We start from the raw sequence: 20,505 nt of genomic DNA, 5'->3' as shown, positions 1-20,505 counted from the left end.
TGTGACCACCGACATCCGCCTGGTCGTGCTCGACATGGCCGGCACCACCGTCGCCGACGACGGCCTCGTCGAGCAGGCGTTCACCGCGGCCGCCGCGAAGCTCGGCGTCGAGGCCGGCAGCCCGGAGTTCGACCCGATGCTGGCCCACGTCCGGGCCACCATGGGCGAGTCCAAGATCTCCGTCTTCCGGCACCTGTTCGGCGAGGAGGAGAAGGCCCAGCTGGCCAACGCCGCCTTCGAGGCCGCCTACGACGACCTCGTCGACGCCGGCCACTGCGCCGCCCTGCCCGGCGCCGCCGAGGCCATCGCCGAACTCCGGGGCCAGGGCCGCAAGGTGGTCCTCACCACCGGCTTCTCCCGCACCACCCAGGACCGCATCCTGGACGCCCTGGGCTGGCAGTCCGTCGCCGACCTGACCCTCTGCCCCGCCGAGGCCGGCCGCGGCCGCCCGTACCCCGACCTGGTGCTCACCGCGCTGCTGCGCACCGGCACCGATTCCGTCCGCCGGATCGCCGTGGCCGGCGACACCGGCTACGACATGCTGACCGGCACCCGGGCCGGCGCCTCGATCGTCGCCGGCGTCCTCACCGGCGCCCACGACGAGGCCCGCCTGCGGGCCGACGGCGCGACCCACGTCCTCGGCTCGATCGCCGAACTGCCCACCCTGCTGGGCTGATCCGGCCCGCCCGCCCCGGGCCCAGCCCGGGGCGGGCGACGGCTCAGGCGGGCGACGGCCCGGGCCGTCGCACCGACCAGAGCACGGCGCCGTCGATCAGGACGTTGCAGCCGAGGAACAGCAGCAGGTAGGCGGGGGAGCCGACCTCGCCGGGGAGCTTGGGGGCGACCCGCCCGGCCGGGTCCATCCGGACGGTCACCACGTCGCCGCGCTTGAACAGCGCGTCGCGCTCCTCCAGCGGGCCGCCCGGGACCTCGTCGTTCAGCTCCGTGGCGGCCAGGGTGTACGCCCGCCCGGTGCCGTGGAGCGAGTCGGTGACCTTCTCGTCGACCACCACGGCCCGCACCGTCCGGCCGGAGCCCAGGATCAGGTTGGTCCAGGCGGCGGAACCCGCGAGGTACGCGACGAAGGCGACCGCGCAGATGCCCGCGCTCCAGACGAACATCCTCTTCTGGAAGGCGGGGTTGGTGTCGGCGTCGCGGCGCAGGGCGAACGCGATCAGCATCACCAGGGGGTAGCCGAACCCGACCACGGTGGCGAGGAACGAGTTGACGTGGACGTCCAGCGCGATGACGGCGACGAGCATGGCGGTGGAGAGCGCGATGAGCGCCGCCGCGCCCCCGAGCCGGCGCGGGCCGCTTCGAGTCGCCTGGTCGGGCGGGGCGACGGTCATCCGAAGGCCTTCCGGACGTTGTCCCACTGGTCGGGCGGCACGGTGTCGCGGCTCTCGTCCCGGGGCGGGTGGAAGGAGATGCCCCGGTACGCGGCGGCGACCAGCGGCAGCCACTCGTCCCAGTGGTCGACGTCCTCGGTGGTGAAGACGGCGGCGACCACGTACGGGCTCCACGGGTGCGGGATCAGCAGTTCGAGCTGGCGGACCGTGCTGACGGCCGACTCCGGTACGCCGAACACCGCGCCGGGCACCGGGACGGTCAGCTCGCGGGCGGCCAGGGCGGCGCGGCCGAGCGGCAGGTCCACCACGCCGACGTCGGCGTCCGGCCAGGCCTCGGCCAGCTCCGCGGCGACCCGCGCGGGGTAGCTGCCCGGCGCGCCGAGGTCCTGCGGGCGGAGGAAGACGGAGAGCACGCCGTGGATCGGACCGCCGTCCCCGGCCCGGACCAGACAGCCGGACACGTGGACCGCGCCCTCCCGCAGCTGGGCCTGGAGCGCGGTCTCGGAGGCGATCACGGCGGCGAGCTTCTGCTCGGCCCCGGCGTCGGGGAAGAGCGCGTCCAACCGCTCCGCGGCCCGGGCCATCCGGTCGCCGGGGTCCTCGTCCAGGTCGACGGCGGTGAAGCCCGCGGGCAGGTCGAGCCAGAGCGGCGGGGCGGTGGCGCCCGGGGTCTCAACGGCCATAGCCGGCCGCCCATCCGCCCATGCCGAGCAGGTTGCCGACGGTGGACACGCTGCCGATGATGACGTTGGCCTTGCCGCCGCCGGCCGCCATGCCCGCCGAGCCGACGACGCTGTTGCCGCCGGTGGTGTAGTTGACCGCACCGGCGAGGTCGTCGCTCGGATTGTCCTGGGTGAGCGCGTACGCGGTCGGGGCGTTGAGCCCGGCGGTGGTGGCGGCCTGGACGCCGTCGGAGACGTTCATCGCGGTGGCCTTGGAGACGCCGAGCTTGATGGCCGGCTTCTCGATCGCCGTGGTGAAGACCGGGTTGGCCGGGTCGATCCCCCGGGCGGCGGTCCGGACCTCGGTGGACCCGGCGGAGACCGCGCCGCGCACGCCCGCACCGGCGGCGCGGGCCTCCCGGACGGCGGTCACGCCCTTGGCCGCGACACCCACACCGGGGATCGCGCCGAGGACGTCGCCGCCCAGGGTCAGCCAGTTGCCGATGTTCTTCTGCGGCGGCCACAGCTGGCCCTTGGCGGCGTACTGGGTCGCGTGCGCGCCCGCGGCGGCGGCGCTCAGCAGGAGCGCCGGCAGCGCGAAGGCGGGGAAGAAGATCGCCGCGACGCCGCAGACGCCGGCCGCGACGGTCAGCAGGTCCGCGCCGTGGTTCTTGAACCAGTCGCCGACCTTGCTGAGCCAGCCGGGCTCCGGCGGGGCCTTGCTGTCGGCGGCCTTGCGGACGGCCTCGGCCGTCTTCTTCGCGTCCGACTGGTGGGTCCCGGCGAGTTCGTGGGCCTGCTTCTGCAGGCCGGAGAGCTCGGTGCTCGCGCTGCTGAGCAGGCCGGCGGCCGCGTCCAGGTGGCCCTTGGCCTTGGTGTAGCGCTGTTCGGCGGCGGCGAGGCTCGCGTCGTCGGGGAAGTGCCGGCCGGCGAGTTGGAGGTCGGGGTCGGCGGCCGCGGCGCCGTGGGCCTTGTCCGCCTCGTCCTTCCGCTTCTTGGCGGCGACCGCCGAGGCGGCCAACTCGGCTGCCTTGGGCTGGTGTTCGGTCAGCGCCTTGTACCAGACGTCGAGCGCCGTGTAGGCGGCGGTGATCGAGTCGGCGGCGTCCTGGAGGTAGCCGGGCAGCTTGCCGAACTGCTTCGAGAAGGCCTTGGCGGCCTCTCCCGTCCACTGCCCCTCGTTGCCGGAGATCTGGGAGAGCGTGGTGTGCACGCCGCTCAGGTGCTGGCCCACCCGGCGCAGGCTGGTGCTGAGCGCGGTGACGGCGGCGGAGTCGCCGGGGGTGGGGTTGAAGCCGAGGCCGGACCAGTCGGGTGCCGGCGGCGTGGGGGCGGTCACGACTGCCCCGCCGGGGTGAGGACCTTGACGATGCTCTGCTCGGTGCCGTCGTAGTTCTTCTGCACCTGCTCCAGGCCCTCGTCCAGGACCTTGACGCACTCGCGGACCTTCTTCAGGCCGAACTGCCACTTGTCCTTGAAGTGCCCGCAGGCCTCGTCCAGGAAGTCGAAGCCGGTGCCGGTGTGGCCGGCCGCCTCGAACGCCTTGAGCCCCTGGTCGAGTTCGTCGCCACAGCCTTTGAGGTCCTGCGCCAACTTGGCGAGGAATTCGGTACTGACCTTGAAGTCGGACACTTTCGCCCCCCGATGCGTGGTTTGTCGGACCGGGCGAGCATAGCCCCGACCGTTGCGCCGGTGATCGCCGTATCCGGGGGCGGAGGAGGATGTTTGCGTGACTTTTACGGGCCGTCGACGCCTTCTTGACGCCGCCGGCCCGGCCCGGAGGAGTACGTGTGCGGTCGGGTCTCAGCGGCGCCAGAAGCCGCGCTTCTTCGGGGTGACGAGCTGCACCACGGCGGTGACGAACAGTTCGGCGACGGGCGAGGGACCCGGGCCGTGGTTGAGGTGGCTCTCGGCGGTCCACTCGCCGAGGACGGTGCCGGGGCTGCCGTCGAGGGGGCTGATCGCGTGCTCCAGCGTCACGTAGCGCACGGCCCTGGCGCCCTGGGGCTGGACGGCGGCGACGAAGTGGGCCTCGGTGGCGCCCGCCGGGGTGGGCAGGGTGACCAGCAGCATGTGGTGGCCGTCGACCGACAGGTGCCGGCAGTCGAGGCCGTGGTGGGGCAGGCGGTCCTCGGGCGGCAGGGCGGCGCCGAGGTCGTCCCAGATCTGGGTGACGACGGGCAGCAGGCTGTTGCCGTCCGGGGTCGGGGTGGCCACGCGCGGGCCGAACTCCAGTACCTGGCGGGCGAGCTCGCGGTGGACGAAGCGGTAGTGATGGGGCCGGGGGTCCGTCATGGGGGACACCGTAGCGAAGCGTTCGGGGCGGGCGGTCGGCACGTCCGACTTCCCGCCCCGACAGGGGAGTTGATCAGTTGTTCGTGAAGTGACGAGCCGTCAGAAGTGTCCGCCCCTGAGGTTGAGAACGACCACCCCGACGATCACCAGCGCTATGCCCAGCCACTGGAGCCGCCCGAGCGACTCGCCGAAGGCCACCACGCCGATCCCGGCGACCGCGGCGGTGCCGGCCCCGGACCAGACCGCGTAGGCGACCGAGACCGGTATGTGCTTGAGGGCGCGGCCGAGCAGCACGAAGGAGAGCGCGTAGCCGATGCCGACGCCGAGGCTCGGCCAGAGCCGGGTGAACCCCTCGGTGAGCTTGAGGCAGCTGGTGGCGCAGACCTCGCTGACGATGGCGAGCGCGAGCAGGAGATAGGGCATGTCAGGGGCGAACCGCGCCGGAACCGGCGAGCTTCCCGAGCAGGGCGAGGTCGGCCTGCTCCAGGCTGGCGAGCAGGGTGATCCGCTCGCCCCGGGGCATCGGCACCGCGGTGGACGGCACGGCGAGCACGGCGCAGCCGGCCGCGGTGGCGGAGGCGACCCCGGTCGGGGTGTCCTCGACGGCGAGGCAGGCCGCCGGGTCCAGGCCGAGCCGCTCGGCGGCGGCGAGGTACGGGTCGGGTGCGGGCTTGGTGCGCTCGGTGTCCTCGGCGGCCAGGGTCACGGCGAACCAGTCCCGGCCGATGGCGGACAGCACCAGGTCCACCACCCGGCGCGGGGAGGCGGAGACCAGTGCGGTGGGCACCCCGGCGTCGCGCAGTGAGGCCAGCAGGGCGAGCGCGCCGGGGCGCGGAACCGTCTCGGCGGCGACCCTGGCGGCGAAGGAATCGCCCAGCCGGGCGGCGAGTTCGGCCTCGCCGAGGGTGGTGCCGCTGACCTTGTGCAGGTGGGCGGCGGTGTGCTCGACGGCCTGGCCGAGCACCTCGGGGGCGTCCTCGTCGGTGAGCGGGCGGTGCAGCTCCTCGGCGATCTCGGCGGCGGTCTGCCACCACAGCTGCTCGGTGTCGACCAGGGTGCCGTCCATGTCGAACAGGACGGCGGCGGGCAGGGCGGCGGCGGGTGAGGCGGCGGCGGTGACGGCGTTGGTTTCGGGCATGGCGGAGTCAGGCATGGCGGTACCTTCGGTGGTTCTTCGGGGCTCCGGCGGACGGAGCGGGGAGGTACGAGGTTCTCAGGCGGTGCGGCGGTCCACCAGCACCGGGCGCTCCGGCAGGGTGAGCGCGGCCCGGGCGCCGGCCGGCAGGGCGGCGGCGGCCTCGGTGGGCAGGTCGGCCTTGACCTCGGTGCCGTCGTCCAGGCGGACGGTGAGCCGGGTGACGGCGCCCAGGAAGGAGGCGGTCATCACCAGTGCGGGGCCGTCCTCGGCCGGGGTCAGGGTGACGTTCTCCGGGCGGACCAGCACCTGGAGCTCGCCGTCGGCCGGGAGCTCGCCGTCCACCGCGTGCCGGCGGCCGAGCACCTCGACGCCGTCCGGGACGCGGGTGCACGGGATGCGGCTCATGGTGCCGACGAACTCGGCGACGAAGGCGGTGGCCGGCCGGCCGTACAGCTCGGACGGGGTGGCGCACTGCTCCAGCTTCCCGGCCCGCAGCACCGCGACCCGGTCGGCCATCGACAGCGCCTCCTCCTGGTCGTGGGTGACGAACAGGGTGGTGATGCCCAGCTCCTGCTGGAGGCGGCGGATCTCGTCGCGCAGCTGGAGGCGGACCTTGGCGTCCAGCGCGGACAGCGGCTCGTCCAGCAGCAGGACGCGCGGCTGGAGGGCGAGCGCGCGGGCGAGCGCGATGCGCTGCTGCTGGCCGCCGGACATCTGGTGCGGGTAGTGGTCGGCGCGGTGCGGCAGGCCGACCAGCTCCAGCAGCTCCTGGGCCCGCTTGCGGCGCTCGGCCTTGCCGGTGCCGCGCATCCGCAGCCCGAAGGCGACGTTGTCCACGGCGGTCAGGTGCGGGAAGAGGCTGTAGGACTGGAACACCATGCCCGCGTCGCGCTTGTGCGCGGGGATCGCGGTGATGTCCCGGCCGTCGACCAGCACCTCACCGGAGTCGTGCTGCTCGAAGCCGGCCAGGATGCGCAGCGCGGTGGTCTTGCCGCAGCCGGACGGGCCGAGCAGGGCGAGCAGCTCGCCCGGGTGGACGGTCAGGTCCAGGCCGTCGAGGGCCGTGGTGGCGCCGAACGCGCGGCGCAGGGAGCGGAATTCGACGGTGGCGCTGCCGGGGGAGAGCGAGACGCCGTTGGCGAGGGCGGTGGGCGTGGTCATGACTGGGAACTCCGGGGGTCAGGAGGTGGCGGTCTTGGCGTGGCGCTCGCGCCCGGCGGTGGCCAGCAGGAGCAGCAGCAGCCAGGTGAGCAGCAGGCTCAGGATGGAGACCGCGACCGACATGTGGGCCTGGCTGTTGCCGACCGAGTAGATCCACACCGGGAAGGGCTGGAATCCGAGGATCGAGGCGGTGGTGAACTCGCCGAGGACCAGGGCCAGGGTGAGGAAGGAGGCGTTCAGCAGGGCCCCGCGCAGGTTGGGCAGGACGACGGTGAGCACCGCGCGCGGCCAGCTCGCGCCGCAGTTGCGGGCGGCCTCGACCAGGGTGCGCACGTCCATCGAGCGCAGGCCGGCGTCCAGGGCGCGGTAGGCGAGCGGCAGGGCCATCAGCACGTACGCGATGACCAGCACCAGCGGGAAGTCCGGGTCCTGGATGAACACGAAGGTCTGGAAGAACGGGGTGTCCATCAGGTAGTCCGGGCCCCAGCGGAGCACACCGATCAGACCGGCGGTCAGGGCGACCGGCGGGACGACCAGCGGCAGGGTGCAGAGCACGTCGATGACCGGGCGCAGCTTCGGCGAGCCGAGCCGGACGGCGATCAGCGCCGGGACGAGCAGGAGCAGCAGCACCAGGACGGTGACCACGGCGAGGCCGAGGGTCAGCCAGAGGCTGTCCAGGAAGCCGGGGGCGGAGAGCAGCCCGGTGTAGGCCTCGAAGGAGATGCCCTTGGGGTCGTCGATGGAGAACCAGAAGGAGGCCGCGAGCGGGACGACGAAGTAGACGCCGGCGAGCAGCAGCACGGCTCCGCGCCACCAGCGCACGGTGCGTCGGCCGGGGCGGGCGGGGGTGGTCAGCTGAGCCATCGGGCGCTCCGGCGCTGGAGGGGGAGGTACACGGCCATCACCAGGACGGCCACGATGATCATGTTGAGGCTGAGCGCGAGGGCGAGGTTGCCCTGGCCGACCAGCACGTTGCCGGAGAGCGCGTCCGCGATCGAGCGGCTGACCAGCGGGACGGTCGCGCCGGTCATGGCGGCGGCCGTCGCGTAGGCGGCGAAGGCGCTGCCGAAGAGCAGCACGAAGCCGCCGAGCAGGGAGGGCGCCAGGATCGGCAGGGCGACGTGGAGCCAGTACTGGACGGTGGTGGCCCGGTTGTTCTGGGCCGCCTCGCGCCACTGGATCCGCAGGCCGTCCAGGGCCGGCGTGATGGTGAGCACCATCAGCGGGACGAGGAAGTACAGGTACACGACCGTCAGGCCGGTGAACGAGTACAGCGACCAGCCGTGGTCGGTGAGGTGCAGCAGCTTGGTGATCTCGCCGGCGTTGCCGAGGGTGGCGACGAACGCGAAGGCGAGCGGCAGGCCGCCGAAGTTGGCGAGCACGCCGGAGGCGGTGAGCACCGCCTGGCGCAGCCAGCCGCGCCGGGAGGTGACGACGGCCTGGGCGAGCGGCAGGCCGAGCGCGGTGGCGAGCAGCGCGGTCAGCGCGGAGAGCTTGAGGCTGCTCAGCATGGCCGTCAGGTAGCCGCCCTGGACGGAGGCCGTCAGGTTGTCGAAGGTGAACTGCCCGGCGCCGGCCTCCGCGTCGCTGGAGGTGGTGAACGCGCCGATCACGATGGCGACCGTGGGCAGTCCGAAGCCGATCAGGAAGAACAGCAGCAGCGGCACGGTGGCCAGCCAGGACGCGCCGCCGAGGCGGGCGAGCGGCCGGCGCCGCGGGGTGGGGGCCGTGCTGGTGGGGGAGGTGGTCGTGGCGGTGGCGGACGCCCCCGCGCCGCCACCGGGGGAGGTGGCGGCGGGGGTGGTCGGCACCGGGGTGGGAGCCGTGGTCATGAGTGCCTTTTCTCAGCCCGAAGTGCGGTACGTGGCCGGGGTGTCAGCCCGCGACGGCCTTGGTCCAGTTCTCGGTGACGACCTTCTTGGCCGCGTTGATCTGGTCGACGGTCGGGAAGGTCGTGAACGGCTTCTCGACGGTCGGCAGCTTGGCGGCCGCGGTGGTGTCCAGGGTGCCGTCCTTCTTCAGGGCCTCGAAGGTGGACGGGGTGGCGTAGCCGCCGAGGAAGAGGTTCTGGCCCTCGGCGCTGAACAGGTACTCCTGCCACAGGCGGGCGGCCGCCGGGTGCGGGGCCCACTTGTTGATGCCCTGGTTGTAGAACTGGGCGTAGGAGCCGTCGGTCGGGATGGAGACCTTCCAGTCGACGCCCTTGTCCTTGAACTCGTCGGTGTAACCGGCGTTCAGGTAGGACCAGTCGATCGAGATCGGGGTCTCGCCCTTCTCGATGGTGGCCGGGGTCGACTCGACCGGGTTGTAGTTGCCGGCCTGCTTCAGCTTGCCGAAGAAGTCGATGCCGGGCTGGACGTTGTCCAGCGAACCGCCGTTGGCGAGCGCGGCCGCGTAGACGCCGCCGAAGGCGGAGCCGGACTTGGTCGGGTTGCCGTTGAGGGCGACCTGGCCCTTGTACTCCGGCTTGAGCAGGTCGGCGAAGGTCTTCGGGCAGTTGGTGATCTTCTTGGCGTCGCAGCCGATGGAGACGTAGCCGCCGTAGTCGTTGACGGCGGCGCCGTTCGCGTCCTTCATGGTGTCCGGCACCTTGTCGAAGGTGGCGACCTTGTAGGGGGCGAGGATGCCGTCCTTGACCGCCTGGAGGGCGAAGGCGCTGCCCAGGTCGACCACGTCGGGGGCGCGGTCCTGGCCCTTGCGGGAGTTGATCGCGTTGATCTCGTCCTGGCTGGTGCCGTCCGGGTTCTCCTCCTCGACCTCGATGCCGTACTTGGCCTTGAAGCCGTCGATGATCTTGCCGTAGTTCGCCCAGTCCCGGGGCAGCGTGATGACGTGCAGCTTGCCCTCCTTCTTGGCCGCGGCGATCAGGCCGTCCATGCCGCCGAAGTCGGCGACGGAGGTGGCCGTCTTGGCGTCCTTGGCGCCGTCCTTGGCGGCGTCGCCGGACTTGGCGCTCGAACCGGCGGAGCCGCAGGCGGTGAGGGAGAGCGCGGCGGCGGTCAGTACGGCCGCGAAGGCGGCGGCGCGGGCGCGGTGCACGGTCACGGGGAAGTCTCCTGTTAAGGGGGCGTACGGCGAGGGGCGTTCGCGGGGGGTTCCGCGGGCTTGCGTCTCGCGAAGGGCGGCGGACCGGCCGGATGGGCGATCGATCGACGTCGTCCGAGTTGACTAGCCAACTTCGCTGACGGCAGTAAGTACGCCGGAGCCCGGTGACGGGAAGGTGAACGGATGGCCCAGAACCGGGGTCGGCTGCGGGAACGGTGGAATCCGGCCATCGGAGCGTGAACCTTTCGGTGCGATGCTTCGAAGGCGCAGCGGGATAAGGTCGGGCTGTCCGCGCCGGTACGGCTGCGCAGGACACCGCCCCAGGAGGGACATTGACTGACGTGGCAACCGAGCCCCAGCGCCCCGGGGCCGAGGAGCGCCCGGCCGCCGGGGCCCACTCGGCCACCGCGGAGCACTCGGCCGCAGGGGGCCACTCGGCCGCCGGGGAGCCCCCGGCCGCAGGGGGCCACTCGGCCGCCGGGGAGCCCCCGGCCGCAGGGGGCCACTCGGCCGCCGGGGAGCCCCCGGCCGAGCGCCCGGGCGCGCTGTACCGGAAGGTGGCCGCCGACCTGCGCGAGGCGATCACCACCGGCGCGTACGGCGAGGCCGGCCGGCTGCCCGCCGAGGGCGCGCTGGCCGAGCAGTACGGCGTCTCCCGCGGCACCGTCCGCCAGGCGCTCGCGGTGCTGCGCTCCGACGGGCTGGTCACCTCCCGCCGCGGCACCCGCCGGGTGGTCCTCGGCGGCGCCCGGGTGCAGAGCTTCTCCGAACTGCTCAGCTTCACCCACTGGGCGTACTCGATGGGCGAGGAGCCCGGCGGCATCCTGGACTCGCTGGTGCGCCGCCCGGCCGACGCCGCCGAGCGCGAGCAACTGCGCCTGGAGCCGGGCGCCGAGGTGTACGTCATCGTCCGGCTGCGGACGCTGTCCGGCACGCCGGTGATGGTCGAGCGCACCGTCTACCCGCCGCGGGTCGGCGAGATCGTCGCCGAGCTGCCGCCGGACGTGGTCTCGCACACCGAAGTACTGCGCGAGCACGGCATCCTGTTCACCGACGCCGACCACACCATCGACGTCGTCCCGGCCAACGCCGAGGACGCCCGGCTGCTCGGCTGCCGCCGGGGCGGTCCGCTGCTGCGCGAGCGGCGCCGCACGACCGACCCGACGGGCACGCCGGTGGAGTGGTCCCAGGACCGCTACCTGCCCGGGACGGTGGCGTTCAGCGTGCACAACTCGCTGGCCACCTCGGCGCTTTCGCGGCACGCGCGGGAGCTGGACTGAAGCCCTCGCGGGTGCCGCGCGAGCGTTCCCCGGGCGGGATGAGCCGGGCGGGCGTTCCCCGAGCGGGATGAGCCGGGCGGGATGAGCCGAGCGGCTACCGCATGAGCGCGGCGAGCAGCGGGCGGTAGTGCGCGAAGCCCGGCGTCGGGGCGCCGGCCACCTTCGCCTGCTCGTCCCAGCGCCGTACCGCCACCGCGTCCCGCGCGCCCGGGAGTTCGGCGAAGGCGGCGGCCCGGCGCTCGTCCATCGGGCCGCCCTGGACGCCCAGGGTGTACTCGGAGGCCGCGGAGAGCCGCTCCCGGTACCCGGGCTCGACCGCGCACAGGTAGCGCTTGGCGGCCACGTGCAGCCGGACCGGCTCGGTGACCTCCGGGCCGAACCAGCGGGCCAGCCAGTCGGCCCCGGAGTCGCTGTGGCGGTTGTCCTGACCCCGCATCAGATCCCGCCCGTGCAGGGCCTCCTGGCCGTGTTCGTCGAAGAAGTGCCCGACGTCGTGCAGCAGCGCCGCGGCGACCAGGTGCCCGGGCGCCCCGGCGGCCTCGGCGGCAGCGGCGGCCTGGAGCATGTGCTCGGCCATGGTGACCTCCTCGCCCAGGTACTCCCCGGCGCCCTCGCCCGCGAAGAGGGCGGCGATCGCGTCCAGGGCGGCGGTGCGGCGGCGCAGCACCGCGAGGGTGCTGTTCAGGGCGTCGAGGTCGGCGTAGCAGCCCTGGAGGTGGCGGTGGCCGTCCTGCTGGAAGGCCGTCCGGGCGTGCAGCAGGCGGGTGTTGTCGAAGATCAGGCAGTCGCCGGGGCCGAGGCGGAAGGTGAGCTGGAGCTCGGGGCGCAGGGTGATCGCGGCGAAGCGGCGGTAGGCGGCGTAGAAGGCGTTCAGCTCGGCCGGGCCGCCGGCCCGGACGGTGCCGATCGAGCGGTTGTTGAACCTGACCTCGCGGATCCGGCCCCGAGGGTCCACGTCGATCAGCGGGCGGTCGGCGCGCAGTTCGGTGCCCCGGTCGCGGAAGACGAACGGGACGGGCGTGCGGGTGAGGACCTCGAACGCGGCCGGCGCCTCCTCCCGGAGGATCGCCGCGGCCTTGAACCCGTCCACCAGTCCGGAGTCGCCGCCGGTCGCCGAGTTCTCCAGGCAGTGCAGCAGCTGGAGGGTCGGCACCGGGTCCCGGTACGGGTTGTCGGTGTGCGGGGCGATGGCGACGCTGGTGAAGGCGAGGTTGTTCGGATCCGGCTCGACCCGGACGTCGAACAGCTCCCCGTAGTTGGTGACCCGTACGTGGCCGAAGCTCTCCGCCACCCGCAGGACCTGCCGCTCGACGGCCGGCACCCCGCGCAGCACGGCGAAGCCGCCGTCCCGTACGGCGGCCAGCACCGCGGCCCGCTCGGCCGGGTCGGTCAGGTAGTCCTCCCACCGCGCCTGCGGGATGTCGGGCGCGAAGTCCGCCGCCGTCCAGAGCCGCTTGCCCTGCTCGGTGCGCCCGTCGCCGTCGTCCGCCCGGTCGAGCCACTCCAGCGGGTAGCGGGAGCGGTGCCCGTCCGACCAGTGCACCTCCAGGTGCCCGTGGGCCTCCGCGCTCCCGGTGACCGCCAGGTCCTGCGGCAGGTCGTCGATCTGGAACAGCTTCTGCCCGTTGCGCGGGTCCCGGCACTCGGCGCACGGGCAGTTGTCGCGCAGCCAGTACGGCGGCAGTTCGGTCATCGGTCTTCTCCTCGGCGGCACTACGGCTGTCGTGTCGGGCTGTGGTGTCGGGCTGTGCTGTCGGGCTCTCGTGCGGCCTGAAGTTGTATAGCCAACTTCAGGCCCTGCTCGGGAGCCTGCCTGCCTCCGGTGAGCTCCGCGTGCCGGGCGGGTGAACGCTTCGGGAACTGTGCCGGCGGAGGTTCCCGCGGCGGGTCCCCGCAGGCCGTTCCCGCGGGCCGTTCCCCGGGGCTGGTCCCGCGGGCCGTTCTCGCGGGCTGTTCGAGTGAGGGGTGCGGGGTGCGGGGCGTTTCGGGGCGGGGAGTCGGTCGGGCTGCGGCACTGTCGGAGGAATTCCTCCTGCTTCGAGAGGCGATCGGCCATGGCCCATTCCTCATCCAATCCGCCCGGCTCGGGGCACACCGCGCTGCGGCGCGAGGTCGGCGTCATCGGACTGCTCTGGGCCTCGGTCGGGGCGATCATCGGCTCCGGCTGGCTGTTCGGGGCGCAGAAGGCGGCGGTGGCGGCCGGGCCGTCGGCGCTGCTGTCCTGGGGCATCGGCGCGGTGGCGATCGTCCTGCTGGCGCTGGTGCACGCCGAGCTGGGCGGGCTGTTCCCGGTGGCGGGCGGCACGGCGCGCTACCCGCACTACGCCTTCGGCGGGTTCGCCGGGATGTCCTTCGGCTGGTTCACCTGGCTGCAGGCCGCGACGATCGCGCCGATCGAGGTGCAGGCGATGATCAACTACGCCCAGCACTGGAGCTGGGCGGACGGCCTGCTGAACCAGAACCTCACCCTGACCGGCTGGGGGTTCGTCGTCGCGGCCGCCCTGCTCGGAGTCTTCGTCGCGATCAACTTCCTCGGCGTGCGGCTGCTCGCCCACACCAACAGCGCGGCCACCGTGTGGAAGGTGGCCGTCCCGGTGCTGACCATCTTCGCGCTCGGCATCACCGAGTTCCACGGCTCCAACTTCGACGTGCACGGCTTCGCGCCGGACGGCGCCAAGGGCGTGCTCACCGCGATCAGCAGCAGCGGGGTGATCTTCGCGCTGCTCGGCTTCGAACAGGCCATCCAGTGGGCGGGGGAGAGCCGCAACCCGCGCCGGGACATCCCCCGCGCGGTGCTCGGCTCGGTGGTGATCGGCACGATCGTCTACGTGATGCTCCAGGTGGTGTTCATCGGCGCCCTGCCGCCGGAGACCTTCGCCCACGGCTGGAGCACCCTCGACTATCCCGGGATCAGCGGACCGTTCGCCGGCCTGGCGACCCTGATCGGCCTGGGCTGGCTGGCCACCCTGCTGTTCATCGACGCGGTCATCTCGCCGGCCGGCACCGGGCTGGTCTACATCACCTCCAGCTCCCGGGTCACCTACGGCCTGAGCCGCAACGGCTACGCGCCGCAGACGCTGCAGGCCACCGACAAGCGCGCGGTGCCCTGGCTCGGCCTGCTCATCGCCTGGGTGGCCGGGGTGATCTGCTTCCTGCCCTTCCCGAGCTGGCAGCGGCTGGTCGGCTTCATCACCTCGGCGGTGGTGCTGATGTACGCGGGCGCCCCGCTGGCCTTCGGGGTGCTGCGCAAGCGGCTGCCCGGGATGGAGCGCTCGTACCACCTGCCCGCCGGCTCGGTGGTCTCGCCGCTGGCCTTCGTGGTGGCCAGCCTGGTCATCTACTGGTCCGGCTGGGACACCCTGTGGCGCCTGGGCCTGGCGATCGTGATCGGCTACCTGCTGCTCGGCGGGTACTCCTGGTACGCGCGCTCGAAGGGGCTGCCGAACGCTCCCCGGATGGACTTCCGGGCCGGGCAGTGGCTGCCGGTCTACCTGATCGGCATGGGTCTGACCTCCTGGCAGGGCACCTTCGGCGTGGGCGCGCAGGGGAACCTGCCGCTGTGGTGGGACATCGTCGTCGTGGTGGCGTTCTCGCTGGTCGTCTACTACTGGGCGCTGGCGATCGCGCTGCCGGCCGAGGAGATCGAGCGGAACATCCGCGGCGTCGAGGTGGTGGACGTCAACGGGCACTGACCCCGGGTACGGCGCCCCGGGTACGGCGCCCCGGGTACGGCGCCCCGGGTACGGCCGAGGCCCCCGCAGGACGTCCTGCGGGGGCCTCGGCCGTGTGCGCTCGGGCCGATCAGGCTCCGACGGTCGCGCTCCAGGCGGCCTCGGCGGCGGCCAGGGCGGGCGCCGCCTCGGCGTCCGTCGCCCCGGCGAGGGCCGACAGGCAGGCGCGGACGGTGTCCAGCGCGGCCGCCTGCCCGTAGTGGTTGACCCGCAGCATCGAGCCGGCCAGGGCGCCCCCGCCCGGCTGGACGGGCAGGGCCGGGTCGAGGCGGGCGGCGAGGGCGGTCGCGTCGACGCCGTCCGGGGTGCGCAGGGTGGTGGCGACCGGGGCCGCGTGGGCGTCCTCGACGACGTACGGGGCCAGGGTGCCGAGCGCGCGGACACCGGCCCGGGTGGCGGCGGAGGCGGCGCGGTGGCGGGCGATCACGGCGGGCAGGCCGTCGGCGGCGATCCGGTCCAGGCAGGCGCCGAGCGCGAGCATCTCCAGCTGGGCCGGGGCGTGCGGCAGCACGGCGCGGCCGGCGTCCGTCCAGCGCTCCTTCCAGTCGAGCAGCGACAGGTAGGAGCGGCGCGGGGCGGCCGGGTTGGCGGCGATCCGCTCCCAGGCGCGCGCGGAGACGGACACGGCGGAGACCCCGGCCGGGCCGCCCATCGCCTTCTGGCCGCCGATGACGCACAGGTCGACGCCCCACTCGTCGGTGAGCAGCGGCTCGGCGGCGACGGAGGCGACCGCGTCGAGCATCAGCAGCGCGCCGTGCTCGCGGACCACGGCACCGATCCCGGCGACCGGGTTGGTGTTGCCGGTGGCGGCCTCGGCGTGCACCAGCGAGACGAAGTCGATCTCCGGGTTCGCCGCCAGGGCCTCGGCCACCTGCTCGGCGCTCACCGCGCTGTCGAAGGGCACGGCCAGGTCGACGACCTTCGTCCCGCAGGAGCGCAGCCAGTTGCCGAAGGTCTGCCCGTACGGGCCGGTGACGATGTTGAGGGCGGTCGAGCCGGGGTGCGCGGCGCCGCGGATCGCGGCCTCCAGGGGGAGGAGCGCCTCGCCCTGGGTGACGATCACATCGGCCTCGGTGTGCAGCAGCGCGGCCACCTGGTCCTCGATCGCCGCGAACTCGGCGGCGCTGAGCGGGGGCAGGTCGAGGAAGGGACTCACGTCTTTATCGCCTTTCGCGGGGGTTCTGCGGGGTCTTGCGGGGTCCGCGGGGTTTCGCGGGTGCGCGGTGCTGCGCGGGGAGGGGGTGCGGAAACGAGTCTGCCGCATCATGACTGCTTACACGGAACCCGCCCGTCGGTAGAGTGCGGCCATGAGCGATGGTGCGGTGCTGCACGTACGGGGTCGGGTGCTGGTCGGTCCGCAGGACGTCCGGGACGAACTCTGGGTGGTGGACGGCCGGGTGAGCTTCACCCGCCCGCCGACCGCCGGCGACGTGCGGACGGTGACCGGCTGGGTGCTGCCCGGCCTGGTGGACGCGCACTGCCACGTCGGCCTGGACGCGCACGGCGCGGTGGACGCCGAGACCAGCGAGAAGCAGGCCCTCACCGACCGGGACGCCGGCACCCTGCTGATCCGCGACGCCGGCTCGGCCGCCGACACCCGGTGGATCGACGAGCGCGAGGACCTGCCACGGATCATCCGGGCCGGGCGGCACATCGCCCGCACCCGCCGCTACATCCGCAACTACGCGCACGAGATCGAGCCCGGCGACCTGGCCGCCTACGTCCGGGCCGAGGCCCGGCGCGGGGACGGCTGGGTGAAGCTGGTCGGCGACTGGATCGACCGCGAGCGCGGCGACCTCGCCGCCTGCTGGCCCGGCGACGCGCTGGCCGAGGCGATCGCGGCGGCGCACGAGGAGGGTGCCCGGGTCACCGCGCACTGCTTCTCCGCCGAGTCGCTGCCGGACCTGCTGGCGGCCGGGATCGACTGCGTCGAGCACGCCACCGGGCTGACCGAGGAGCTGATCCCGGTCTTCGCCGAGCGCGGGGTGGCGATCGTGCCGACCCTGGTCAACATCGCCACCTTCCCGGACCTCGCGGCCGGCGGCGAGGCCAAGTTCCCGGCCTGGTCGGCGCACATGCGGCGGCTGCACGAGCGCCGCTACGAGACGGTGGCTGCCGCGCACGACGCCGGCATCCCGGTGTTCGTCGGGACGGACGCGGGCGGCTCGCTGGCGCACGGGCTGGTCGCGGACGAGGTGGCGGAGCTGGTGAAGGCGGGGCTGAGCCCGGCGCAGGCGCTGTCGGCGGCGAGCTGGGGAGCGCGCGAGTGGCTGGGGCGGCCGGGGCTGGAGGAGGGCGCGCCGGCGGACTTCGTGGTGTACGGGGAGGACCCGCGGGCGGACGTCCGGGTGCTCGCGGACCCGCGGCTGGTGGTGCTGCGGGGGCGGCCGGTCGGGTAGCCGGGAGCCCTCCCGACCGGCCTCGATCACATGATCATCCACTGAAAGCCCTGTCGGTGTAGGCCGATAGGGTGGCGACCATGGCACCGCGTCCACTGAACGAGATCGTCGAGCCCGGCTGGGCCACCGCCCTGGAACCCGTCGCCGGACGGGTCGCCGCGATGGGCGACTTCCTGCGCGCCGAACTGGCCGCAGGCCGCACCTACCTGCCCTCCGGCCCGAACGTGCTGCGGGCCTTCCAGCAGCCCTTCGCCGACGTGCGGGTGCTGATCGTCGGGCAGGACCCGTACCCGACCCCCGGGCACGCCGTCGGGCTCAGCTTCTCGGTGGCGCCGGAGGTGCGGCCGATCCCGGCGAGCCTGATCAACATCTACCGGGAGTACGGCACCGACCTGGGCCTGCCGCAGCCGTCCAACGGGGACCTCACCCCGTGGACGCGGCAGGGCGTGCTGCTGCTCAACCGCGTGCTCACCGTGCAGCCGCGCAAGAGCGGCCAGCACCGCGGCAAGGGCTGGGAGGCCGTCACCGAGCAGGCGATCCGGGCGCTGGTGGCGCGCGGCGGCCCGCTGGTGGCGATCCTGTGGGGGAGCGACGCCCGCAACCTGCGCCCGCTGCTGGGCAACGTCCCGTCGGTGGAGTCGGTCCACCCCAGTCCGATGTCGGCCGACCGCGGCTTCTTCGGTTCGCGGCCGTTCAGCCGGGCGAACGAGCTGCTGGTGCGGCAGGGGGCGCAGCCGGTGGACTGGCGGCTGCCGTAGGCGCTCCGGCGCCGGTACGGCCGCTGTAGCAGAGGTGAGTCAGCGCGGAACGCCAATCTCACTCCAACGAGTGAAATGACTTTCTGTGTTACTCATGTGACGGATTGTTCGAGAAGACTGGCGGCTCATCGTTTCATCTGTGTGGGGGTATCGCCATGTCTTCTCGCCGAATCGTTTCCGCCGCCGCGGCCACCGCCGTGGTGGCGAGCACACTGCTCACCGCCGCGCCCGCCCAGGCGGCCGAGCCCGCCCCGTCGCCCGGTAAGGCGCGCGCCGTCACCGCCGAACTCGACCTGGACGTCAGCCTGTTGAACAAGGCGGTGGACATCCCGGTCAACATCGCGCTGAACAAGGTGGAGTCGCCGGCCCAGCGCGACGGGTCGATCCTGACGGCCACGGTGGCCGGGGTCGACCAGACCGGCCCGGTCGAGCTCGTCAAGGCCGACATCGGCAAGTCGGTCACCCGCGTCGACGCCAAGGGCGCCACCGCCTCCGTCAAGCTCGTCAACGCCGACGTGCACGCCCCCGGCCTGCCGGCCACCGCGCTGCTCGGCCTGGAGGCGATGAGCGCCGAGGCGACCTGTCCGGTGGACGGGCAGCCCACCGCCGACGTGATCGCCCCGGTCAAGCTCAGCGTGCTCGGCAAGCCGGTGACCGTCGGCCTGTACGGCCCGACCAAGGTGGACGTGCCGCTGATCGGCAGCGTCTCGGTGGAGTTCTCCAAGAAGACCGTCACCACGACCACCGCCGCCGCCTCGGCCCTGGAGGTGCAGGTGGAGGTGAACCCGCTCAACCTGAACGTCGCCAAGGTCACCGGGAAGGTCACCGTCGCCTCGGTGAGCTGCGAGAAGCCCTCCGCGCCGGCGGCGACTTCGGCGGCCACCCCGGCGACCACCCCGTCCGGCCCGGCCGGCGCGAGCACCGCGCCCGCCGGCGCGGCCGCCGCCCAGCCGGCCTCCGACACCACCGCCTCGCGCACCGCCGTCCCGCAGGCCGCGGCGGAGAAGGGGGAGAAGTCGGGGAAGGCCGAGACGGCCGAGACGGCCGAGAAGGCGGAGAAGGCGGAGAACCTGGCCGCCACCGGCGGCAGCAGCGCCACCGGCCCGCTCGCCGCGGGGGCCGCCGCCCTGGTCGCGGGCGGAGCGGCCGCGCTGTGGGCCACCCGGCGCCGTCGCGCCGCGCACGCCCGTCGTCACTGACCGCGCCGGAGCCGTGACCGACGGCACCCGTAGCGGCGGGAGTGCCACTCCCGGCACTCCCGCACCGTGACGGTGCCAATGCGGACGGTTGGTTCACATGCGCGTTACACGAGAGGAACAACCGGGAAACGGCGGCTTGCAACGCTACGCGGGCACCCACCACCCAGCAACGCGAGGGACACGACGTGGCAATCAAGGCCGAGTACATCTGGATCGACGGCACCAAGCCGACCGCGAAGCTCCGTTCCAAGACTCGCGTCCTGCCCAACGCCGACAAGATCCCCACCTGGGGCTTCGACGGTTCCTCGACCAGCCAGGCCGAGGGCCACGCCTCGGACCGCGTGCTGGACCCGGTGCGCGTGGTGCCGGACCCGATCCGCGGCGGCGACAACATCCTGGTCCTCTGCGAGGTCCTGGAGACGGACGGCACCCCGCACGTCTCCAACACCCGCGCCCTGCTGCGTGAGGTCGCCGAGAAGTACACCGCGCAGGAGTCGATCTTCGGCATCGAGCAGGAGTACACCTTCTTCAAGGGCTCCCGCCCGCTCGGCTTCCCGGAGGGCGGCTACCCGGCCCCGCAGGGCGGCTACTACTGCGGCGTCGGCGCCGAGGAGGTCTTCGGCCGCGAGATCGTCGAGCTGCACCTGGACCGCTGCCTCGACGCCGGCCTGGCCATCTGCGGCATCAACGCCGAGGTCATGCCCGGCCAGTGGGAGTTCCAGATCGGCCCGGTCGACGCCCTGACCGTCTCCGACGACATGTGGATCGCCCGCTACCTGCTCTACCGCACCGCCGAGGAGTTCGGCATCGACGCCACCCTCGACGCCAAGCCGGCCCGGGGCGACTGGAACGGCGCGGGTGCCCACACCAACTTCTCCACCAAGGCGATGCGCGAGGGCTACGACGCCATCATCACCGCCTGCGAGTCGCTCGGCGCCTCCCAGGAGATCGTGCTGGAGCACGTCAGCCAGTACGGCGACGACATCCAGTCCCGCCTCACCGGCAAGCACGAGACCGCCCCGTGGAACGTCTACAGCTACGGCGTCTCCGACCGCGGTGCCTCCGTGCGCATCCCGTGGCAGGTCGAGGTGGACAAGAAGGGCTACATCGAGGACCGTCGCCCGAACGCCAACGTCGACCCCTACGTCGTCACCCGCCTCCTGATCAACACCTGCTGCGCGGCCCTGGAGAAGGCCGGCCAGGTCTGATCCACCGCGGTCTCACCGCGGCACCCGGTGTGTGCAACGCCCGCAGGCCCCTTCCCGGTTCGGGAGGGGGCCTGCGGGCATTCCGGCGTTCGGGTTTCCGGCGTTCGGGTCTCCGGGCGTTCGGGCGCTCGGGTGTTCGGGCTCGGCGGGGCGTTCGGGCTCGGCGGGGCGTTCGGGCCGGGGGCGTCGGAGGGACGAGGTGTCCCGGCGCCGGGGCTTGATCGGGGTGGGGGCGTCGCGGAGAATCGGACCATGACTGCTCCGGGTCGGCCCCTCCTCG

General features: G+C 73.3%; 20 protein-coding genes. 7 read left to right on the top strand and 13 right to left on the bottom strand.

Features of this window, described 5'->3' with window-relative positions; genetic code table 11:
* The first annotated feature begins 1 nt into the window (after window position 1).
* On the top strand, window positions 2-676 hold the full coding sequence (locus ACFWP2_RS26705; RefSeq protein ID WP_380455834.1) for a phosphonatase-like hydrolase: 675 nt from the start codon (window positions 2-4) through the stop codon (window positions 674-676).
* A gap of 43 nt (window positions 677-719) precedes the next feature.
* Here ACFWP2_RS26705 and ACFWP2_RS26700 read toward each other — a convergent pair whose 3' ends face one another.
* The 11 genes from ACFWP2_RS26700 to ACFWP2_RS26650 form a co-directional block, all read right to left on the bottom strand.
* Window positions 720-1,349 (bottom strand): hypothetical protein, encoded by a 630-nt coding sequence (locus ACFWP2_RS26700; protein WP_380455832.1) that lies wholly within the window; start codon window positions 1,347-1,349, stop codon window positions 720-722.
* Window positions 1,346-2,032, bottom strand: a complete 687-nt coding sequence (locus tag ACFWP2_RS26695; RefSeq protein WP_380455830.1) for a hypothetical protein — start codon at window positions 2,030-2,032, stop codon at window positions 1,346-1,348. Before ACFWP2_RS26695 ends, ACFWP2_RS26700 begins: the two co-directional genes overlap by 4 nt.
* On the bottom strand, window positions 2,022-3,350 hold the full coding sequence (locus ACFWP2_RS26690; RefSeq protein WP_380455827.1) for a putative T7SS-secreted protein: 1,329 nt from the start codon (window positions 3,348-3,350) through the stop codon (window positions 2,022-2,024). The genes ACFWP2_RS26695 and ACFWP2_RS26690 overlap by 11 nt, the downstream gene beginning before the upstream one ends.
* The gene (locus ACFWP2_RS26685; protein WP_380455824.1) at window positions 3,347-3,643 is read right to left on the bottom strand and encodes a hypothetical protein; all 297 of its coding nucleotides are present in this window, start codon (window positions 3,641-3,643) and stop codon (window positions 3,347-3,349) included. The genes ACFWP2_RS26690 and ACFWP2_RS26685 overlap by 4 nt, the downstream gene beginning before the upstream one ends.
* A 171-nt stretch (window positions 3,644-3,814) precedes the next feature.
* The gene (locus tag ACFWP2_RS26680) at window positions 3,815-4,306 is read right to left on the bottom strand and encodes a hypothetical protein (RefSeq protein ID WP_380455821.1); all 492 of its coding nucleotides are present in this window, start codon (window positions 4,304-4,306) and stop codon (window positions 3,815-3,817) included.
* 99 nt (window positions 4,307-4,405) lie between these two features.
* On the bottom strand, window positions 4,406-4,729 hold the full coding sequence (locus ACFWP2_RS26675) for a DMT family transporter (protein ID WP_380455818.1): 324 nt from the start codon (window positions 4,727-4,729) through the stop codon (window positions 4,406-4,408).
* 1 nt (window position 4,730) lies between these two features.
* The gene (locus ACFWP2_RS26670; protein ID WP_380455815.1) at window positions 4,731-5,459 is read right to left on the bottom strand and encodes an HAD family hydrolase; all 729 of its coding nucleotides are present in this window, start codon (window positions 5,457-5,459) and stop codon (window positions 4,731-4,733) included.
* A gap of 60 nt (window positions 5,460-5,519) precedes the next feature.
* A complete protein-coding gene (locus tag ACFWP2_RS26665) occupies window positions 5,520-6,605 on the bottom strand; it encodes an ABC transporter ATP-binding protein (protein WP_380455813.1) in 1,086 nt (361 codons plus the stop codon).
* Window positions 6,606-6,623: 18 nt separating this feature from the next.
* Entirely contained in the window at window positions 6,624-7,469 is an 846-nt protein-coding gene (locus ACFWP2_RS26660; protein ID WP_380455811.1) for an ABC transporter permease, read from the bottom strand.
* Window positions 7,457-8,437 carry an ABC transporter permease gene (locus ACFWP2_RS26655; protein ID WP_380455808.1) on the bottom strand — a complete coding sequence of 327 codons (981 nt, stop codon included), beginning with the start codon at window positions 8,435-8,437 and terminating at the stop codon, window positions 7,457-7,459. Before ACFWP2_RS26655 ends, ACFWP2_RS26660 begins: the two co-directional genes overlap by 13 nt.
* A gap of 43 nt (window positions 8,438-8,480) precedes the next feature.
* Entirely contained in the window at window positions 8,481-9,650 is a 1,170-nt protein-coding gene (locus ACFWP2_RS26650; protein ID WP_380455805.1) for an ABC transporter substrate-binding protein, read from the bottom strand.
* Window positions 9,651-9,991: 341 nt separating this feature from the next.
* On the opposite strand from ACFWP2_RS26650, the gene ACFWP2_RS26645 reads away from it, so the two are divergent.
* Complete coding sequence (locus tag ACFWP2_RS26645) at window positions 9,992-10,930, top strand: UTRA domain-containing protein (RefSeq protein ID WP_380455802.1); 939 nt, start codon at window positions 9,992-9,994, stop codon at window positions 10,928-10,930.
* A 94-nt stretch (window positions 10,931-11,024) separates the two neighbouring features.
* Here the strand turns inward: ACFWP2_RS26645 and ACFWP2_RS26640 are convergent, their stop codons facing one another.
* Window positions 11,025-12,623, bottom strand: coding sequence for a TauD/TfdA family dioxygenase (locus ACFWP2_RS26640; RefSeq protein ID WP_380455799.1), 1,599 nt, complete (start codon window positions 12,621-12,623; stop codon window positions 11,025-11,027).
* A 361-nt stretch (window positions 12,624-12,984) separates the two neighbouring features.
* On the opposite strand from ACFWP2_RS26640, the gene ACFWP2_RS26635 reads away from it, so the two are divergent.
* On the top strand, window positions 12,985-14,622 hold the full coding sequence (locus tag ACFWP2_RS26635; RefSeq protein ID WP_380455796.1) for an APC family permease: 1,638 nt from the start codon (window positions 12,985-12,987) through the stop codon (window positions 14,620-14,622).
* A 109-nt stretch (window positions 14,623-14,731) separates the two neighbouring features.
* Here the strand turns inward: ACFWP2_RS26635 and ACFWP2_RS26630 are convergent, their stop codons facing one another.
* Window positions 14,732-15,817, bottom strand: coding sequence for a pyridoxal-phosphate-dependent aminotransferase family protein (locus ACFWP2_RS26630; protein WP_380455795.1), 1,086 nt, complete (start codon window positions 15,815-15,817; stop codon window positions 14,732-14,734).
* Between the two features lie 151 nt (window positions 15,818-15,968).
* Here ACFWP2_RS26630 and ACFWP2_RS26625 point away from each other — a divergent pair, with 151 nt between their 5' ends.
* The 4 genes from ACFWP2_RS26625 to glnII all read left to right on the top strand — a co-directional run bounded on the left by ACFWP2_RS26625 (window position 15,969) and on the right by glnII (window position 20,225).
* Window positions 15,969-17,060, top strand: a complete 1,092-nt coding sequence (locus ACFWP2_RS26625; RefSeq protein WP_380455792.1) for an amidohydrolase family protein — start codon at window positions 15,969-15,971, stop codon at window positions 17,058-17,060.
* An 80-nt stretch (window positions 17,061-17,140) separates the two neighbouring features.
* Entirely contained in the window at window positions 17,141-17,818 is a 678-nt protein-coding gene (locus ACFWP2_RS26620; protein WP_380455788.1) for a uracil-DNA glycosylase, read from the top strand.
* A 155-nt stretch (window positions 17,819-17,973) separates the two neighbouring features.
* The gene (locus ACFWP2_RS26615) at window positions 17,974-19,017 is read left to right on the top strand and encodes an LAETG motif-containing sortase-dependent surface protein (RefSeq protein WP_380455785.1); all 1,044 of its coding nucleotides are present in this window, start codon (window positions 17,974-17,976) and stop codon (window positions 19,015-19,017) included.
* Window positions 19,018-19,202: 185 nt separating this feature from the next.
* Entirely contained in the window at window positions 19,203-20,225 is a 1,023-nt protein-coding gene (gene glnII, locus ACFWP2_RS26610) for a glutamine synthetase (protein WP_380455783.1), read from the top strand.
* The last annotated feature ends 280 nt before the right edge of the window (window positions 20,226-20,505 follow it).

It is taken from the genome of Kitasatospora sp. NPDC058444, from assembly GCF_042721415.1.
GTDB lineage: Bacteria > Actinomycetota > Actinomycetes > Streptomycetales > Streptomycetaceae > Kitasatospora.
The sequence above is the reverse complement of the archived record's forward strand: the minus strand, read 5'-3'. Positions and strand labels throughout refer to the sequence as shown.

Coding starts and splice junctions, on each gene's coding strand:
- ACFWP2_RS26670 (WP_380455815.1), bottom strand. CDS start 5,459: ATGCCTGACTCCGCCATGCCCGAAACCAACGCCGTCACCGCCGCCGCC.
- ACFWP2_RS26635 (WP_380455796.1), top strand. CDS start 12,985: ATGGCCCATTCCTCATCCAATCCGCCCGGCTCGGGGCACACCGCGCTG.
- ACFWP2_RS26620 (WP_380455788.1), top strand. CDS start 17,141: ATGGCACCGCGTCCACTGAACGAGATCGTCGAGCCCGGCTGGGCCACC.
- ACFWP2_RS26640 (WP_380455799.1), bottom strand. CDS start 12,623: ATGACCGAACTGCCGCCGTACTGGCTGCGCGACAACTGCCCGTGCGCC.
- ACFWP2_RS26660 (WP_380455811.1), bottom strand. CDS start 7,469: ATGGCTCAGCTGACCACCCCCGCCCGCCCCGGCCGACGCACCGTGCGC.
- ACFWP2_RS26625 (WP_380455792.1), top strand. CDS start 15,969: ATGAGCGATGGTGCGGTGCTGCACGTACGGGGTCGGGTGCTGGTCGGT.
- ACFWP2_RS26655 (WP_380455808.1), bottom strand. CDS start 8,437: ATGACCACGGCTCCCACCCCGGTGCCGACCACCCCCGCCGCCACCTCC.
- ACFWP2_RS26615 (WP_380455785.1), top strand. CDS start 17,974: ATGTCTTCTCGCCGAATCGTTTCCGCCGCCGCGGCCACCGCCGTGGTG.
- ACFWP2_RS26700 (WP_380455832.1), bottom strand. CDS start 1,349: ATGACCGTCGCCCCGCCCGACCAGGCGACTCGAAGCGGCCCGCGCCGG.
- ACFWP2_RS26680 (WP_380455821.1), bottom strand. CDS start 4,306: ATGACGGACCCCCGGCCCCATCACTACCGCTTCGTCCACCGCGAGCTC.
- ACFWP2_RS26695 (WP_380455830.1), bottom strand. CDS start 2,032: ATGGCCGTTGAGACCCCGGGCGCCACCGCCCCGCCGCTCTGGCTCGAC.
- ACFWP2_RS26665 (WP_380455813.1), bottom strand. CDS start 6,605: ATGACCACGCCCACCGCCCTCGCCAACGGCGTCTCGCTCTCCCCCGGC.
- ACFWP2_RS26675 (WP_380455818.1), bottom strand. CDS start 4,729: ATGCCCTATCTCCTGCTCGCGCTCGCCATCGTCAGCGAGGTCTGCGCC.